General features: G+C 74.9%; 12 protein-coding genes. 7 read left to right on the forward strand and 5 right to left on the reverse strand.

Translation table 11 applies throughout. The features are described from left to right. Nucleotides 1–12 precede the first annotated feature (12 nt). Both ABZ719_RS09625 and ABZ719_RS09630 read left to right on the forward strand, forming a co-directional pair. Nucleotides 13–753, forward strand: a complete 741-nt coding sequence (locus ABZ719_RS09625; protein WP_366724656.1) for a response regulator transcription factor — start codon at nucleotides 13–15, stop codon at nucleotides 751–753. Then, nucleotides 743–1,855 (forward strand): HAMP domain-containing sensor histidine kinase, encoded by a 1,113-nt coding sequence (locus ABZ719_RS09630; RefSeq protein WP_366724657.1) that lies wholly within the window; start codon nucleotides 743–745, stop codon nucleotides 1,853–1,855. Before ABZ719_RS09625 ends, ABZ719_RS09630 begins: the two co-directional genes overlap by 11 nt. A gap of 135 nt (nucleotides 1,856–1,990) precedes the next feature. Here the strand turns inward: ABZ719_RS09630 and ABZ719_RS09635 are convergent, their stop codons facing one another. Continuing rightward, nucleotides 1,991–2,770, reverse strand: a complete 780-nt coding sequence (locus ABZ719_RS09635) for an SDR family NAD(P)-dependent oxidoreductase (protein WP_366724658.1) — start codon at nucleotides 2,768–2,770, stop codon at nucleotides 1,991–1,993. A 595-nt stretch (nucleotides 2,771–3,365) separates the two neighbouring features. Continuing rightward, entirely contained in the window at nucleotides 3,366–5,609 is a 2,244-nt protein-coding gene (locus ABZ719_RS09640; RefSeq protein WP_366724659.1) for a GAF domain-containing SpoIIE family protein phosphatase, read from the reverse strand. Nucleotides 5,610–5,848: 239 nt separating this feature from the next. On the opposite strand from ABZ719_RS09640, the gene ABZ719_RS09645 reads away from it, so the two are divergent. Beyond that, nucleotides 5,849–6,298, forward strand: coding sequence for a DUF523 domain-containing protein (locus tag ABZ719_RS09645; RefSeq protein WP_366724660.1), 450 nt, complete (start codon nucleotides 5,849–5,851; stop codon nucleotides 6,296–6,298). Nucleotides 6,299–6,798: 500 nt separating this feature from the next. Here ABZ719_RS09645 and lanL read toward each other — a convergent pair whose 3' ends face one another. Beyond that, nucleotides 6,799–9,633: a class IV lanthionine synthetase LanL gene (gene lanL / locus ABZ719_RS09650; protein WP_366724661.1), complete on the reverse strand. Its 2,835-nt coding sequence runs from the start codon at nucleotides 9,631–9,633 to the stop codon at nucleotides 6,799–6,801. A 501-nt stretch (nucleotides 9,634–10,134) separates the two neighbouring features. Between lanL and ABZ719_RS09655 the strand changes: the two genes are divergently transcribed. Both ABZ719_RS09655 and lpdA read left to right on the forward strand, forming a co-directional pair. Further along, nucleotides 10,135–10,560 (forward strand): pyridoxamine 5'-phosphate oxidase family protein, encoded by a 426-nt coding sequence (locus tag ABZ719_RS09655; RefSeq protein WP_366724778.1) that lies wholly within the window; start codon nucleotides 10,135–10,137, stop codon nucleotides 10,558–10,560. A gap of 56 nt (nucleotides 10,561–10,616) precedes the next feature. Next, nucleotides 10,617–12,014: a dihydrolipoyl dehydrogenase gene (lpdA, locus tag ABZ719_RS09660; protein WP_366724662.1), complete on the forward strand. Its 1,398-nt coding sequence runs from the start codon at nucleotides 10,617–10,619 to the stop codon at nucleotides 12,012–12,014. A 214-nt stretch (nucleotides 12,015–12,228) separates the two neighbouring features. Here the strand turns inward: lpdA and gap are convergent, their stop codons facing one another. Both gap and ABZ719_RS09670 read right to left on the reverse strand, forming a co-directional pair. Continuing rightward, nucleotides 12,229–13,227, reverse strand: a complete 999-nt coding sequence (gene gap, locus ABZ719_RS09665; RefSeq protein WP_366724663.1) for a type I glyceraldehyde-3-phosphate dehydrogenase — start codon at nucleotides 13,225–13,227, stop codon at nucleotides 12,229–12,231. 101 nt (nucleotides 13,228–13,328) lie between these two features. After that, a complete protein-coding gene (locus ABZ719_RS09670; RefSeq protein ID WP_366724664.1) occupies nucleotides 13,329–14,285 on the reverse strand; it encodes a helix-turn-helix domain-containing protein in 957 nt (318 codons plus the stop codon). Between the two features lie 325 nt (nucleotides 14,286–14,610). Between ABZ719_RS09670 and ABZ719_RS09675 the strand changes: the two genes are divergently transcribed. Both ABZ719_RS09675 and ABZ719_RS09680 read left to right on the forward strand, forming a co-directional pair. Continuing rightward, nucleotides 14,611–15,426, forward strand: coding sequence for an SAM-dependent methyltransferase (locus tag ABZ719_RS09675; protein ID WP_366724665.1), 816 nt, complete (start codon nucleotides 14,611–14,613; stop codon nucleotides 15,424–15,426). Nucleotides 15,427–15,673: 247 nt separating this feature from the next. Next, nucleotides 15,674–16,528 carry a hypothetical protein gene (locus tag ABZ719_RS09680; RefSeq protein WP_366724666.1) on the forward strand — a complete coding sequence of 285 codons (855 nt, stop codon included), beginning with the start codon at nucleotides 15,674–15,676 and terminating at the stop codon, nucleotides 16,526–16,528. Nucleotides 16,529–16,548 lie beyond the last annotated feature (20 nt).

Consider the following 16,548-nt stretch of genomic DNA (forward strand, 5'->3'; position numbering starts at 1 on the left):
AGACTCGCTGGTGTGAAACGCGTACTCGTCGTGGACGACGACCCGACCGTGTCCGAGGTCGTCGCCGGGTATCTCGACCGGGCGGGCTTCGCGGTCGACGTGGCCGCCGACGGTCCGGCCGCCGTGGCACGGGCCGCCATGCGGCCGCCCGACCTGGTGGTCCTGGACCTCATGCTGCCCGGCATGGACGGCCTGGAGGTCTGCCGCCGGCTGCGCCGCGACGGCCCGCTGCCCGTGATCATGCTGACCGCACGCGGTGACGAGGAGGACCGGATCCTCGGCCTGGAGGTCGGCGCGGACGACTACGTCACCAAGCCCTTCAGCCCGCGCGAGCTGGTCCTGCGCGTGGCGTCCGTGCTGCGCCGCGCCGCAGCGGGCGGGGGCGCGGCGGCCCGGGACGAAGCGGCCGGGGGCCGGCTGAGCGCGGGCCCGCTGGACCTCGACCGCAGCGCCCGGCGCGCCACCCGTGACGGATCCGAACTGCCGCTCACCGCGAGGGAGTTCGACCTGCTGGAGTACTTCCTCCGGCACCCCGGCCGGGCCACGGGCCGGGAGGAACTCATGCGTGAGGTGTGGGGCTGGGAGTTCGGCGACCTGTCGACCGTCACCGTGCACGTACGGCGGCTGCGGGAGAAGATCGAGGACGATCCGGCGCGTCCCCGGCTGATCAGCACGGTGTGGGGCGTGGGGTACCGCTTCGACCCTCCGGCGCCGCCGGGGCCGGGCGGGAGCGGGGCGCGTGATGGCCGGTGACATGCTGCTCATCGCCCTGTACGCGGCGATCGGCGCGGCGGCGGCCGGGCTGGCGGGCGCGGTGGCACTCAGGTTGCTGCGCCACCGGTCGGTCGCGCTGTCGCTGGCGGTGGTCGCGGCCGTCACCGTGACGGCGATGTTCGCGGGCACCCTGCTGGTGTCGTCGGCGATGCTCCTGTCCGACCACGACCTGTGGGTCGTCACCGTCGTGTGCGCCATGGCGGCGGTCGTCTCGCTGGCGGTGGCGCTCGTCCTGGGCCGCGGCGTCGTCAAGGGCAGCCGGGCCCTCGCGCGGGCCGCCCGCGCCATCGGCGACGACGGCGGATTCACCCCGCCCGCCGAGCCGCCCGTCGCCGAACTCGCGGAACTCAGCCGTGAGTTGTCCGCCACGAGCGCCAGGCTCGCCGCCTCGCGGGAGCGGGAGCGCGCCCTGGAGGCCTCGCGGCGCGAACTGGTCGCCTGGATCTCCCACGACCTGCGCACCCCGCTGGCCGGTCTGCAGGCGATGACCGAGGCGCTGGAGGACGGCCTGGCCGACGACCCGCGGGTCTACCACGCCCGGATCCGCGCGGAGGTCGAGCGCATGAGCGACATGGTCGGTGACCTCTTCGAACTCTCCCGCATCCAGGCCGGCGTCCTCACCCTGGACCGGACCCGCATGTCGGTGTACGACCTCGTCGGCGACGCCATCGCGGGTGCGGGCGCGCTGGCCAGGGAGCACGGGGTACGGCTGGTGGGGGAGGGCGTGGAGCCGGTGCCGGTGGAGGTCGACGGCCGTGAGATGTCCCGCGTCCTGGCCAACCTGCTCGTCAACGCCATCCGGCGCACACCCGCGGACGGGGCCGTCGCCGTCGCCGCCCACAGGGAGGCGGACGACGTCGTCGTGTCGGTGACCGACGGCTGCGGGGGCATCGCCCCCGAGGACCTTCCGCGCGTCTTCGAGACCGGTTGGCGGGGCAGTGACGCCCGGACACCGCCCGCCGGAGCGGGCCTGGGCCTGGCCATCGTCCGCGGCATCGTGGAGGCCCACCGGGGCCGGGCCACGGTCCGCAACGTGCCCGGCGGCTGCCGCTTCGAGATCCGCCTGCCGGTGGCCGGCTGAGCCGGGGGTGACCTCGTGGCGGGGCCAGCGGGGCGCCCCGAGCGGTGCCCCTGCGGCCGGACCGAACGGCCCACTCTGCCCCTCTCCGGTACGCCCCACCCCTCTCCGGTACGCCACGCGGTGCGATGCGCGGGCTCAGTCCTGCCGGTAGCGCTCGGCGAGACGGGGGCTCTGCGCGCCGAACGCCGCGAGCTGGGCCTCGGACACGGCACGCAGCAGCCGGCCGTCCTCGACACCGGGGGCGCAGACCACCTCGCCCAGTTCGAGGCCGCGCAGACCGGCGGTGACCACGTCCTCGGCGGACATCCGGGCGACGGCGCCGAGGTCGAGGCCCTGACGCTCGTGGAACTCCGTCGCCACCACGCCGGGGCACAGGACCTGCACGCGGACCCCGGTCCCGCTCAGCTCGGCGTGCAGCACCTGGGACATGGTGACGAGGTGGGCGAGTGTTCCGGCGTAGACCGCGCGGCGCGGCATCTGCTCCGCCGGGGCCGGTCCGCTGTACGCGATCATGCCGGCCACGTTCACGATCGCGCCCGCGCCGCGGGCGAGCATCCCGGGGACCGCGGCGCGCGCCAGCAGCGTCGGAGCGACCACCTTGACATGCAGCAGCTCGCGCGCCTTCTCGGCGGGGAGGTCCGCGAAGGGCATGTAGTACGCCACCCCGGCGTTGTTGACCAGCATCGACAGCGGTTCGCCGGCGCACAGGGCGGCGACCGCCTCCACACCGTCGTCGGTGGACAGGTCGGCCACCACGGGACGGACCCGGTCGCCGGGGAAGCCGGAGGCCAGTTCCGCCAACCGGTCGGCGCGCCGGCCGACGGCGATCACGTCGTGCCCGTCGCCCGCGAGACGCCGGGCGAACGCCCTGCCGATGCCGGAGGTGGCCCCGGTGACGAGTGCGAGCTTGCTCATGTCGGCTCCTGTAGGGGGTGGGTGTGGGTGAGGCCGGACGCCTCGACGGCTTTCACCGCCCTACCCTGCGCGCGGGCGCCGCGGCCTGCCAGTGCCCCCGTGGTCCTGGTCGTGGCGGGACCAGGACCACGGGGGCCGGGGCAGACTGCCGCCTCCCGGCGGCATGACACGGTCGGCCGTCGCGACCCGGCGGGCCGGCCGCTCCGCCCCGCCGCCCGCCACCCGCCCGCACCGCGCCCGGAGCCGCTCGCCGCCCGCCGGGGCCGCGGCCGCCCCCTGGCGGCACACCGCCGACCGCGTCCCCTGCGACCGCGTCCCCGGCCGTCGCGTACGGCCACGGCGGTGGCGTGCGGACGTTCCGCGTCGAGGGTGCGGGCCCGGGCACCGGTGAGGACGAGGTCGGCTGCGGGTATGCGGAGGGCTCCTGGTCCGGTCGGCGGGACAACGGCCGGGGGAGACGGACTGGAGGGGGACCGGCCGTGACACCAGCCGGTGGCAGTCCGGAGGGCCTGCTCGCCACGACACGACGCGTACGGGAGGGCTTAGAGCTGCGGGGGCGAGAGCACCCGCCCGCGCGCGGGTGCGCGGCGGACCCTCACTCGCCGGGCGCGGTGCCCTCCTGTTCCCGCACGGGCCGCCGGCGCCTCCCGGACGTCGGCGGCGGACCGGAGGCACGGTGCGTGGCCCGCAGCAGCAGGAGGGTCGTGTCGTCGGCTCCCGGGCGGTGGTCACGCAGCAGGGCACCGGCGATCTCGTCGAGCGGTGCGCCCGGCGTCCCGGCGGCGGCGAGCCGGTCGGCCAGCGCGGCCAGCGCCCGGTCGGGATCGGCGCCGGGCAGCTCGGTGAGCCCGTCGGTGTAGAGGGCGAGGACGGCTCCCTCGGGCAGGCACAGCCGCACGTGCGGGTAGGCGGCCCGCGGGTCGATGCCGAGCAGGAGACCGCCCGGCAGGTCCAGGGCCTCGACCCGGCCGTCCGGATGGCGCAGCAGCGGGTGGGGATGCCCGGCCCGTGCGAGGAGGACGCGGTGGCGGCGCGGGTCCAGGCGCAAGTACACAGCGCTGGCCAGCAGTTCGGTGTCGAGCGAGGCGAGCAGCCGGTTGGTGAGGGCCAGGACCCGGCGGGGATCGGCGCCGCTCGCCGCGTGGGCGCGCACCGCCGTGCGGATCTGGCCCATCAGCGCGGCGGCCGGCCCGTTGTGCCCCTGGATGTCTCCGATGACGGCGGCGGCCCGGTGGTGGCCGAGGGCGATGAGGTCGTAGAAGTCGCCGCCCACGGACATGCCCTCGGCCGCCGGCAGGTAGCGGACCGCGCTCTCCAGGCCGTGGATCCGCGGCAGCCGGCGGGGCAGGAGGGCGTCCTGCAGGTCGCGGGCGAGGCCGCTGGCGTCGTCGTAGCGGCGGGCCCGTGTCAGCGCCTGGGCGATGAGACCGGCCAGGGCGGTGAGCGTGGCGCGCTCCTCGGGCAGGAAGCGGCGGGGCCGGTCGTACGCCAGGACGCAGGCGCCGACGTCCCGGTCGGCAGCGAGCAGCGGCAGCACCGCCCAGGCGCGACCGTGGCCGAGCGCCGCGTGCCGCGGATAGAGCCGGGCCATCTCGTGGCGGCTCTCCAGGAAGAGCGGCGCGCCCGTGGCCAGGGCCCGGGTGCCGGGGGTCTCGGTGCCCGCCGGCGGCCGGTCGATGCGCCCCAGGACGTCGGACGGGTAGCCGTGCGCGCCGATCACCCGCAGCCGTCCGTCCCCCTCCAGGGCCAGGAGGACCGCGCGGGCGGCGCCGAAGACGGGCAGCATCTCCTCGGCGACCAGACGCACCACGTCCCGTACGCCCGTCGCGTTGGCCAGGGCGCCCACCAGGTGCAGCACGTGGTAGACGCCGTCCAGGCGCGCGGGCGCCGGGGTCCCGCCCGGGCGGTGGAGCGGCACCGCCGCGCGGGGCGGGCCGGCCGGACGGGGGCCGGGGCCGGCGTCGGTGATGCGCACGGTGATGCCGGAGGCGTCCGGGTAGAGCTGGAAGCACAGCCAGCGATCCGGCGGGCACAGCACGGTGAACGCGGTCGGCTGCCGGCTCATCGCCGCCGCGCGGTACCGCTCCTCGTACACCGGATGGTCCAGCCACGGCAGCGCCCGCCACAGCACCCGGCCCACCAGGTCGTCCCGGGACGCGTCCAGCAGGGCGGCGGCGGCCGCGGTGGCGAGCAGGACGCGGCCGTCGACGCCCAGCACGCACACCCCTTCCGGCAGGCGCGCCAGCGCCGAGCCCTCCAGGAGCCCGCCCGTGGCGGGCGCGGGGCCGGGCAGCACCAGGGGCTCCGCCGCGGGACGGACCGGCAGCCCGGTGCCCGCGGCGTGCGCGAGGACCCGGCCGAGCGCCGAGGCGGCCGCCTCCAGCCGGTCACGCTCGGTGCGCTCGAGCCGCTGCGGACGGGACCCGGCCCAGTTCACGAAGAGCGTGCCGTGCACCGCGCCGGCGGCCGAGACGGGCAGACAGGCGAACGCGAGGCGGTACGGCAGGAGCAGCGCCGTGCGCGGATAGCGGCGGGCCATCTCCTGGGCGTCGGCCACCCACACCAGCTTCCGCTCGCGGGCCGCCTCGGCCGCCCCGACCGGCGCGTCCAGGCGGATCCGGCGCCAGGGCCCGGCGAACTGCGGGGGCAGCCCGGTGTACACGGACAGCACCAGGGCGTCCCCGGCCGGATCGAGCAGGTACACCCCGCCGCCGTACGCGCCGAGTCCCGACACCACGCCGGACAGGCACACGCCCAGCTCCTGGAGCCCCTGCCGGGCGTCGGCGGCGGGGGAGCCCCTGTCGTCGGGGACACCGTTCGCAGCGGAGTCGTCGCACATAGGCACCACCACCTGCGGCCGCCGCGGGGCCGGACATCCGGCCGTGGCCGGTCGCCGGACCGGGGCCCGGCTCCCACTCCTCCACTATTCCACGCGAAGGGGCGGCCGGTACGGGGGCGAGTGCCCGGCGCTCCGCCGAGCCCTTCGGGCAGGCGACCGGGAGCACGCACCTGACGCGGCGAAGGCCCGCCCCTCCCGGTGCGTGACGGGCGGGCGACGGCAGGGCCTAGGCTGACGGCATGGAAGCGATCCTGGTCAGCGCGTGTCTGCGCGGGGTGCCCTGCCGGTTCGACGGGCGTCACAAGGCGTCGGGCGCGGCCGAGGAGGCGGTGGCCGGCCGTCACGTCGTCTCCTTCTGCCCGGAGGTCGCGGGCGGGCTCGCGACACCGCGCCGGCCGGCGGAGCTGGTGGGCGGCGACGGGCACGCCGTGCTCGACGGCACGGCGAGGGTGGTGGAGGACACCGGGCGGGACGTGACGGAGCAGTTCGTGGCCGGCGCCCGGCGCGCTCTCGCGGCGGCCCGGCACGCCGGCTGCGCCGAGGCACTTCTGATGCCGCGCAGCCCGTCGTGCGGACGGGGCACGGTGTACGACGGCTCGTTCGCCGGGGAACTGGTGCCGGGGGACGGGGTGACGGCGGCCCTGCTGGAGCGCCACGGCATCACCGTACGGGCCGCCCCCGGAGTCTGACTCCGCCGCCGGCGTGCGACCCCGCCCCGAGCGTGACTCCGACCCGAGGGTGACTCGGCTGCCGGCGGAAAAAGGCCGACGGCGGGGAAAGGGCCTGGTCGTCAAGGCCCGCCGGTGAACAACGCAGGGCCGAGAGCAGGAGCGCCCTTTCGGCTTTCAGCGCTCCTTCCCGGATGCCGAGGAAGCCCTGGCCGCCCCGGTTCGCGGCCGGCGACGCGGCCCGCTTCCTCGCCCGGTGCTTCGGCGAGGGTGGCCCGAGGAGTGTCGGAGCGCGGCGCCCGGCTCCCGGTCCGGCCGATCTCCCTCTCTCGCCCCTGCGTGTGACGGCGGCCCGTACCGGCCACGGCCGGTACGGGCCGCCCGGTCAGCGGCGCCCGGAGAGGACGCTCAGCACACCGTCGTGAAGGTGGGGACCTGGGCCGCGGCCCGGGGGATGCACGGGGTGTCCTCCTCGGCGGCGGTCTCCTGGGGCATGCGCTGCAGCTCGTCGAGGTTGTCGGTCATGTCCGATCTCCTTTCGTGAGGGTCCCGGACTCCCCGGTCGGGAGCGGGACGTCACACGGTGCGCGCCCTGGTGCGCGTACCGCGGTCGAAGGGGCCGCCGCGAGGGTGTCGGGCAGCCAGGCGCGCGGGCCGCCGCGCAGGAGGCGCAGCAGGAAGCCGACGACGCCGCCCAGACCCGTGTGATGGCCGGTGCTCACCTCGCGCAGGGTGTCGTCGGCGGGCAGCAGCAGCCCGTCACGCAGTGCCGTGCGGCTCAGGACCGCCTCCACGGCCTGGTGCGCGCGCCGGCGGTGGCGGCTCTCGCCCGTGGCGTCCGCGAGGTCGAGCAGCAGTTCCGCGTTGCCCGAGACGCCGTGGCAGGCGGCGGGCGGCAGCATCCAGCGGTCGGCGTGCACGGCCTCGGCCGCGCCGAGCGCCGCCCGCAGGTGACGGGGATCGCCGGTGACCTGCCACAGCCGCAGCAGGAAGGTGCCCACGCCGGAGGCACCGCTGCACCAGTTGGTCAGGGCCACCGTGTCGTCCGGTCCCGCGGTCCAGCGCAGCGCGCCCCGGTCCTCGACCGCGGCCTCGGCCAAGGCGTCACCCGCCCGTACGGCGGTGGCCAGGTACCGGGGGTCGCCGACGGCCCGGAACGCTTCGAGGAGGAACGTGCCGATGCCCGCCGCACCGTGCGCGAACCCGTGGTGGACCACCGGCCGGGCCGCCGGGCCGTCCTCGGAGAGCACCGTCCAGCGCGGACCCGCCCGGCCGTCCGCGGCGGCGGCGAGGATCCCCTCGGCGCAGCGCGCCGTCCGCTCCCGGAAGCGCTCGTCCCCGGTGCGCGCGAGGAAGTGCGCCTGCGCCAGTCCGGCGCCGGCGGTTCCGTGGACGACGTCCGGGACCGGCCCGGTGACCGGAACACGCAGTGCCATGCCGCGGGCGGCGGCCACGACGGCGTCGTCCGCGAGCAGCAGTCCCGCGTCCAGCAGCGCCCACGCGGTACCGGACCGCCCGAAGTGCAGTCCGGGCAGCAGCCGGGGCTCGCGCGCGGCACGCTCCAGCGTCCACGCGGCCACGGCGCCCACCGTCTCGCGCAGCCGCCCGTCCCGCGGGTGGGTCCGCGCGGCCCGGGTCAGCACCCCGAGCAGCCCGGCCGAGCCGTAGTAGACGTTGCAGGGGTCGGTGGTGGCCGCGAACCCTTCGGCGGGCCACAGCCGTTCGGGGTCGTCCGGACGCAGGGTGTCCAGGAGGTGGCGCAGGCCGTCGCGGAGCAGGCGCTCCGCGTCCGCGCCGGGCGCGGCGGCCGGCCCGTGCGGGGCGCGCAGGGGCCGGGGGGCGCCGGGGGTCCGGCCGTCGGCGAGGAAGGACCGCACGCGTTCCAGGGGCCAGCGGCGCCGCGGGTCGTCGTGCAGCAGGCCGAGGACGAGCGGCGCGAGACGGCGTACGAGGGGGCTGTGCGGTGCCAGAGCGGCGAGCCTGCCCTCCAGCCGCCGCCACGCGGGCCGTCGGGCCGGCCGGTCGGGCGCGAGCAGCGGCTCCGTGCCCGTCACGACGAGGAAGAGCACGGCGCCCAGCGAGTAGAGGTCGGCCGACGGGTCGGGCAGGGCACGGCGGCCGGGGCCCGGGTCCAGCTGTTCCGGGGCGCCGTAGCCCGCCGTGCCGCCGCCGGGGGCCGGGACGCCGGCGTGCGCGGCCAGTTCGAGGTCGATGAGACGGAGCCCGCCGTCGGGAGCCACGAAAACGTTGTCAGGAGTCAGATCGCGCAGCACCACACCGCTCGCGTGCACGCGGGAGAGCAGGTCCGTCAGCCGCCGGGCCACGTCCAGCACCGTCCGCTGCGCCGGTGCCCCGCCGCGCGCGCGGGCCCGCAGGTTCCAGAGCCGGAGCGGGACGCCGTCCAACTGCTCCTGCACCAGGAAGACATGGCCGTCCTCGGTGAGGAAGGAGACCTTCTCGGGGGTCAGGCCGAGCGGTGCGAGCCGGTCGAGCATCTCCCCTTCGTTGCGCAGCAGATCACGTACGTCGGTGCCCAGCGCGGTGGCGTCGATGTGCGCCCTGCCCTGCTTGACGACGACACGGCGGCCCGTGTGCCGGTCCGTCGCCCGGAAGACACCGCCCTTGGTGCTGAGCCGCAGGGCGGCGTGCACGACGAAGCGGTCGCCGATGACGACGGGCCGGACCGGCCGGTCCTCCTGTGCGGCGCAGGCGGGCCGCTCGGCGGCGGGGGGCGCCTCGAAGGGGTCGGGCACCCCGGCCGGCGGTGTGTACCACGGCTCGCGCACGTCGGGCACCCGCCTGCCTTCGGCATCCAGGAGGGTGGGCCGGTAGACACCGTTGTCACCGAGGACCAGGACCGGCCGGAACCCTCCGTACCGGTAGTGCACCAGGCTGCCCGGACGGAAGGGCCGGTCCGACAGGATCCGCGGTCCCGGCAGCCCGGCCGTCACGTCGTGCAATTCAGCCGCTATGGCCCGAAGGTGCTCCGTGTCCCGTGGATAGACCGTGATGAATTTCCCCGCGGAAGCCCGGTCGTATTGCCGGGAAACCAATTCCCGAACGCGGTCCGCGGAAGCCGCGACTTTGAAATCCAGGCCATGCCCGAGAAGGATCGGTGCGACTTTTTCCAGAATTTCAGCGGCGGCCACCGGAGTGGCCGAGACATGGAGTTTCCAGCCCTGGCCGGGGAGGTCCCCGCCGGCCGGCGACACCCGGCACCACAGCTGATCACGGGTCATGTGCCAGGCGTGACCGGCCTGATTCCGCTCCCGCAGCAGAGGTGTGAGGACCGCCACGGGGTCGAAGGCCCGATTCGTGCCGTCGGCCCGCGCCAGATCTCCCGTGACCTGGTCCATGCTTCCCGACGTCACCCTGCGGCCTCCGAGATCGTCGTTTCCGGCCCGTCACACACTGCTGCGATCATCACCGTCCGGCGGTGCGCCAAAACCATACGGTCATGTAAAGAAACAGCAAATCCAGGAGCGGGGGCGGGTCTTGTCTTGGAAACAGCCGATGGCATCGCAATTGCCCATTTTGGTGGAACGGCTGCCGTATTGCCGTGTCGCTCCGGGAGCGGGCCGCCCCCTCCCGGGGGACGGGCACCTGGAGCTCGGCCTGCCCGTTCTCCTCGCGCCGCTCGCCGCGGCCGGCGACGCGACCGCGGCCGTCCCGCGGCGCCGCGCCGCGCCGGCCGTGCCCCGGCCGCCGGGGTTCGGCACCCCCGCCGGTGACGCGCAGGCGGCCGAGGGCGGGGCCACGGCCTGGGAAGACACCGGCGGAATGCCGAAGTCCGCGCGGGACGGGGAAGGATGACGGGGACGTCCGACGAACCCCCACGACTCACGGAGGACACCGAGATGGCGCTGACCCGGGAAGAACGAGAGAGCTTCCTCGCCGAGCCGCACGTGGCCGCGCTCGCGGTCGAGGGAGAGGCGGGCAGGGGCCCGCTGACCGTCCCGATCTGGTATCAGTACGAGCCGGGCGGCCTGGTGTGGATCATGACCGGGCTCGACTCCCGCAAGAACAGGCTGATCCGCGCGGCCGGCCGGTTCTCGCTCATGATCGAGCGGGTGGAGCCCACCGTCCGGTACGTGTCGGTGGAGGGCCCGGTCACCGGCACCTCGCCCGCCACGGTCGAGCAGCTCAGGGAGATGGCGGCCAGGTACCTGCCGGCCGCCAAGGTCGATACCTACGTCGATTTCGCCTGGAAGAACCACGGGGAGCAGGTCGTCGTCCGCATGCGGCCGCAACGCTGGGTCTCCTCCGACCTGGGAACGGTGTGACCCGTCGGGGACGGGCGTAAGATCGTGCGGCCCGGGCGGGGTACTACGCTGACGGCATGACGCACTTTGATGTCCTCGTCCTCGGCGCAGGCCCCGGCGGATACGTCGCCGCCATCCGCGCGGCCCAGCTCGGCAAGTCGGTCGCGGTGGTCGAAGAGAAGTACTGGGGCGGTGTCTGCCTGAACGTGGGGTGCATCCCCTCCAAGGCCCTGCTCAGGAACGCCGAGATCGCCCACATCCTCACCCAGGAGAAGAAGACCTTCGGCATCAGCGGTGACGCCACCATGGACTTCGGTGTCACCCACCGGCGCAGCCGCTCCGTGGCGGAGGCCAGCGCCAAGGGCGTGCACTACCTGATGAAGAAGAACAAGATCACCGAGATCGACGGCTGGGGCACCCTCACCGGCCCGAAGTCGGTGGACGTCAGGGGCGCCGACGGCACCATGGCGTCGTACAGCTGCGACAACCTGATCATCGCCACCGGTGCGCAGGTCCGGATGCTGCCCGGCATGAGCCGCAGTGCCAACGTCGTCACCTACGAGGAGCAGATCCTGGACGAGGATCTGCCGCGTTCCGTCATCATCGGCGGCTCCGGCGCGATCGGTGTCGAGTTCGCCTACGTGCTGCGGAACTTCGGTGTCGAGGTGACCATCGTCGAGTTCCTCGACCGCATGGTGCCCACCGAGGACGCCGACGTCTCCAAGGAACTGCTGCGGCACTACCGCAAGCTGGGCGTCGACGTGCTGCTCTCCACCAAGGTGGACTCGGTCGAGGACACCGGTTCGGGCGTCCGGGTCACCGTCAGCCCCGCCGGCGGCGGCGAGGCGCGCGTCCTGGAGGCCGACCGGATGCTCGCCGCGTTCGGCTTCGCGCCCCGGGTCGAGGGCTACGGCCTCGAGGCGGCCGGCGTCCAGCTCACCGAGCGCGGCGCCATCGCGGTCGACGCCCGCGGCCGCACCAACGTCGAGGGCGTCTACGCGATCGGCGACGTGACCGGCAAGCTCATGCTGGCCCACACCGCCGAGGCCATGGGCGTCGTGGCCGCCGAGACCATCGCCGGTGCCGAGACGCAGGAGATCGACTTCGCGATGATCCCGCGGGCGACCTTCTGCCAGCCGCAGATCGCGTCGTTCGGCTACTCCGAGGCGCAGGCCCGCGAGCTGGGCTACGACGTCAAGGTGGCGCAGTTCCCCTTCTCCGCCAACGGCAAGGCCCGCGGCATGGGAGAGGGCGTCGGTTTCGTCAAGATCGTGGCGGACGCCCGGCACAACGAGATCGTGGGCGCCCACATGATCGGTCCCGAAGTGACCGAACTGCTGCCCGCGCTGACGCTCGCCCAGATGTGGGACCTCACCGCCGACGAGGTCGCCCGCAACATCTTCGCCCACCCGACGCTGTCGGAGGCCATGAAGGAGGCCGTCGAAGGCATCGCGGGCCACATGATCAACCTCTGAGCCCGGCGGTCCCCTGCCCCCGCCGCCCCGCGGCGGGCGGGGGCGGGCGGGGGCGCCTGCGGCCCGGTCCCGCGCACCGCGGGGACCGGGCCGTGAGCGGCGAGGCCGGGGCCGTCCGCCGTCCGCCGTGAGCCGCGGGGCCGTTCGCCGCGAGCCGTGAGGCCGGGCCGTCCGCCGCGCACCGCCGGGCCGGCCCGGCGGGCGTCCGGCGCCGTCAGCGGCCGCCCAGCAGTTCCAGCGTGTCGATCACACGGTTCGAGAAGCCCCACTCGTTGTCGTACCAGGCGACCACCTTGACGTGCCGGCCGTCGACCCGGGTCAGCGCCGAGTCGAAGACCGAGGAGGCCGGGTTGCCCGTGATGTCGGACGACACGAGCGGATCCTCCGAGTACTCCAGGATCCCGGCGAGCGGCCCCTGCGCGGCGGCCCGGTACGCCGCCAGCACGTCCTCACGGGTCACCTCGCGGGCGACGGTGGTGTTGAGTTCCACGATCGAGCCCACCGGCACCGGCACCCGGATCGAGTCGCCCGACAGCTTCCCGTCCAGACCCGGCAGCACCAGCCCGATCGCCTTGGCGGCGCCGGTCGTGGTCGGCACGATGTTGACGGCGGCGGCGCGGGCCCGGCGGGCGTCGCGGTGCGGCCCGTCCTGCAGGTTCTGCTCCTGGGTGTAGGCGTGCACCGTCGTCATGAACCCGTGCTCGACACCGGCGAGTTCGTCGAGCACCGAGGCCAGCGGCGCGAGCGCGTTGGTCGTGCAGGAGGCGTTCGAGACGACCGTGTGCAGCTCCGGGTCGTACGCGCCGGTGTTCACCCCGTACGCCAGCGTGACGTCGGCGCCCTCCGACGGCGCGCTGACGAGGACCTTGCGCGCACCGGCGTCGACGTGGGCACGGGCCGCCCCGGCCGAGGTGAACCGGCCGGTCGCCTCCAACGCGACGTCGACGCCCAGCTCCGCCCACGGCAGCCGGGCCGGCTCCCGCTCGGCCAGCACCCTGATGCGGCGCCCGTCGACGACGAGGGTGTCACCGTCCACGGTCACCGGGCGGCCGAGCCGGCCGGCCGTCGTGTCGTAGGCGAGCAGGCGCGCCAGCGTGGCGGGCTCCGTGAGGTCGTTGACGGCGACGACCTCCAGGGCGCTGTCGCGCTCCAGCAGCGCGCGCAGCACGTTGCGTCCGATGCGGCCGAATCCGTTGATGGCGATACGCGTCATGAGTGGCATCCCTTCCGTTCGCCACCAGCTTCGCCAGGGGCGGCCGGCCCGGACAGCGGCGTGAGCGCCACGGTTCGCAAGGATCGTGCCAGACGCCGGCGCTACTCGCCCCGGGCGAAGGTGCGCCGGTACTCGCTCGGGGTGGTGCCGAGGACGCGCTGGAAGTGCAGCCGCAGGTTCGCGCCGGTGCCCAGGCCGACGTCGGCGGCGATCTGCTCGACACTCAGTTCCGAACGCTCCAGCAGCTCACGGGCCACGTCGATGCGGGCACGCATGACCCACTGCATCGGTGTGTACCCCGTGTCCTCGGCGAACCGCCGCGAGAACGTGCGCGGCGACACCGCCGCGTGCCGGGCGAGCACTTCCAGGGAGAGGGGTTCGCCCAGCCGGTGCAGCGCCCACTCGCGGGTGGCGGCGAACCGCTCACCCAGCGGCTCGGGCACGCTGCGCGGCACGTACTGCGCCTGGCCACCGCTGCGGTAGGGCGCCGCGACCAGCCGCCGCGCCGCGTGGTTGGAGGCGGCCACCCCGAGATCGCCGCGGAGCATGTGCAGGCACAGGTCGATGCCGGAGGCGGCACCGGCCGACGTCAGCACACTGCCCTCGTCGACGAACAGCACGTTCTCGTCCACCCGGACGAGCGGGTGTCTCGCCGCGAGCGCCCGCGTGTAGTGCCAGTGCGTCGTGGCCCGTCTGCCGTCGAGCAGGCCCGTCGCGGCGAGTGCGAAGGCACCGGTGGAGATGGCGGCCAGCCGCGTGCCGTGCCGGTGGGCGGCGACCAGTGCGTCGACGACCGCCGCGGGCGGGTCGTCGCGGTCCGGGAAGCGGTAGCCGGGGATGAACACGACGTCGGCCCACACCAGGGCCTCCAGGCCGTGCGCGACGTGGTACGACAGACCGTCACCGCCGGTGACCAGCCCGGGGACGGCGCCGCACACACGTACCTCGTACGGCATGCTCGCGCGCGTGGTGAACACCTGCGCCGGGATACCGACGTCGAGGGGTTTCGCGCCGTCGAGCACGAGGACGGCGACGCGCCGCAGACGAGAGGGTGACACGCGAGCAGGGTACGGGGCCGGTCCGCCCGGGGGATTCCGGCACCCCCGGCCGCGCCCCCCCCGCGGCGTCGGCTGCCACCCCCGCCCCCTCGTCCGCCGCCGCCCCGGCCCGCCGGCGCGCCCGCGGGGTCCGCCGGCCTGCCCGGTGGTGCCTCCGGGGGCCTGGTGGGGTGCCAGGCCGGGCGCCGGTGGGGCGCCCGTCGGCGCTGCTCCGACGCGCCGGTGAACTGGTGTGCGCCGTAAGCCGGTTGGCACGTATCTTGTGCTGCGGACGCTTCACGCTCGACTGCTCGACCTCTCCACCGCACACGGACGGACGGTATCCATGACCCACCCCGCGAACACTCCCGGGCCGGCGGCGCACCCGAAGATCGACACCTCGGTGCCGCACTCGGCCCGGATCTGGAACTACTGGCTGGGCGGCAAGGACAACTACCCCGTCGACGAGGAGGCCGGCGACGCCTACACCGCCGTCTTCCCCGGCATCGTCACCATCGCGCGCAGCAGCCGCGCCTTCCTGCGCCGCAACATCACCCACCTGGTCGCCGAGGCGGGCATCCGGCAGTTCCTCGACGTCGGGACGGGCCTGCCGACGGCCGACAACACGCACGAGGTCGCGCAGCGGCTCGCTCCCGAGGCCCGGATCGTCTACGTCGACAACGACCCGATGATCCTGGCCCACGCCCGTGCCCTGCTGTATTCCACGCCGGAGGGGGCGACCGCCTACATCGACTCCGACGTGCTGGACACGGACCGGATCCTCACGGCCGCCGCCGCCACCCTCGACCTCTCCCGGCCCACCGCCCTCATCCTCAGCAACATCCTGGGCCACGTCCCCGACCACGACCAGGCGCGCTCCCTCGTCACCCGGCTGATGGACGCACTCCCCTCCGGCAGCTACCTCTCCGTCAACGACGGCTCCCGGGGTACCGACCCGGTCTTCGAGCAGGCCCAGGACGCCTACAACGAGAGCGGCGCCGCCCCCTACGTCCTGCGGACGGTCGACCAGATCACGGCGTTCTTCGACGGCCTGGACCTCGTGGAACCCGGGGTCGTGCCGGTGAACCGGTGGCGGCCGGACCCCTCGGACCCGGCCCCGGAGCCGATCGGGGAGCACGGCGGCCTCGCCCGCAAACCGTGACCCGGTCACCGTCGCGGCACGGGGCCGCCGGAGTGATCCCGTAGGGATCGTCAGGTGACCCGGTCTCACCTCGGCGCGGACACGCCCGCGGTTCCCCCGCGTGGACGCGCCGAGGGGGCGTCAGTAGTCCGAATGCGGCGCTCCGATGGTGCGCGCCGCGCATCCCGCTGACAGTGATCACGTCGCACCTGCGATCCCGAAGAGCGGGCATCGTGCCCGTTCTCGCAGTCGCGACGGAAGGATCACCATGCGTATCTCCCGTACTCTGTTCGTCTCGGCGGCGATCGCCTCCGCCGTCGCGTTCTCCGCTCCCGCCGCCGGCGCCCTGGGCGTGACCGCCCAGGCGCCCGCGCAGGCGGCCACCGTCGTCCACGGTGACGACTCCGACGACAACGGCAACGACAACGACCGTTCGTCGAAGGGCAACGACGACCGCGGCGGCGACCGTGGCGGCGACCGCGGTGGGGACCGTGGCGGTGACCGCGGTGGGGACCGTGGCGGTGACCGTGGTGGTGACCGCGGTGACAAGCCGCACGGTGGGGTCCACGCCGGTGGCGGTGCGCTGGCGCTGCGCACCACCGGTGACGACTCCGACGACAACGGCAACGACAACGACCGTTCGTCGAAGGGCAACGACGACCGCGGCGGCGACCGTGGCGGCGACCGCGGCGGGGACCGTGGCGGCGACCGCGGCGGGGACCGTGGCGGCGACCGCGGTGGCGACCGCGGTGGCGACCGTGGTGGTGACCGCGGTGACAAGCCGCACGGTGGCGTCCACGCCGGTGGCGGTGCGCTGGCGCTGCGCACCACCGGTGACGACTCCGACGACAACGGCAACGACAACGACCGTTCGTCGAAGGGCAACGACGACCGCGGCGGCGACCGTGGCGGCGACCGCGGTGGGGACCGTGGCGGTGACCGCGGTGGCGACCGTGGTGGTGACCGCGGTGACAAGCCGCACGGTGGTGTCCACGCCGGTGGCGGCGGTCTGGCCCAGTCCTCGAACACCATGGGCCTGGGAGCCGCTCTCGTGCTCGGCGGCGTCGGTGCCGGTGCCTACATGCTGCGGCGCCGCAAGGCGTCGGGCACTCCGGTGGCCTGAACCGAGCCTGTTCACCGTCG

Source organism: Streptomyces sp. NPDC006743, assembly GCF_040703815.1.
In the GTDB taxonomy this organism is placed as follows: domain Bacteria; phylum Actinomycetota; class Actinomycetes; order Streptomycetales; family Streptomycetaceae; genus Streptomyces.

Coding starts and splice junctions, on each gene's coding strand:
- ABZ719_RS09640 (WP_366724659.1), bottom strand. CDS start 5,609: ATGTGCGACGACTCCGCTGCGAACGGTGTCCCCGACGACAGGGGCTCC.
- ABZ719_RS09675 (WP_366724665.1), top strand. CDS start 14,611: ATGACCCACCCCGCGAACACTCCCGGGCCGGCGGCGCACCCGAAGATC.
- ABZ719_RS09655 (WP_366724778.1), top strand. CDS start 10,135: ATGGCGCTGACCCGGGAAGAACGAGAGAGCTTCCTCGCCGAGCCGCAC.
- ABZ719_RS09635 (WP_366724658.1), bottom strand. CDS start 2,770: ATGAGCAAGCTCGCACTCGTCACCGGGGCCACCTCCGGCATCGGCAGG.
- lpdA (WP_366724662.1), top strand. CDS start 10,617: ATGACGCACTTTGATGTCCTCGTCCTCGGCGCAGGCCCCGGCGGATAC.
- ABZ719_RS09645 (WP_366724660.1), top strand. CDS start 5,849: ATGGAAGCGATCCTGGTCAGCGCGTGTCTGCGCGGGGTGCCCTGCCGG.
- gap (WP_366724663.1), bottom strand. CDS start 13,227: ATGACGCGTATCGCCATCAACGGATTCGGCCGCATCGGACGCAACGTG.
- lanL (WP_366724661.1), bottom strand. CDS start 9,633: ATGGACCAGGTCACGGGAGATCTGGCGCGGGCCGACGGCACGAATCGG.
- ABZ719_RS09680 (WP_366724666.1), top strand. CDS start 15,674: ATGCGTATCTCCCGTACTCTGTTCGTCTCGGCGGCGATCGCCTCCGCC.
- ABZ719_RS09630 (WP_366724657.1), top strand. CDS start 743: ATGGCCGGTGACATGCTGCTCATCGCCCTGTACGCGGCGATCGGCGCG.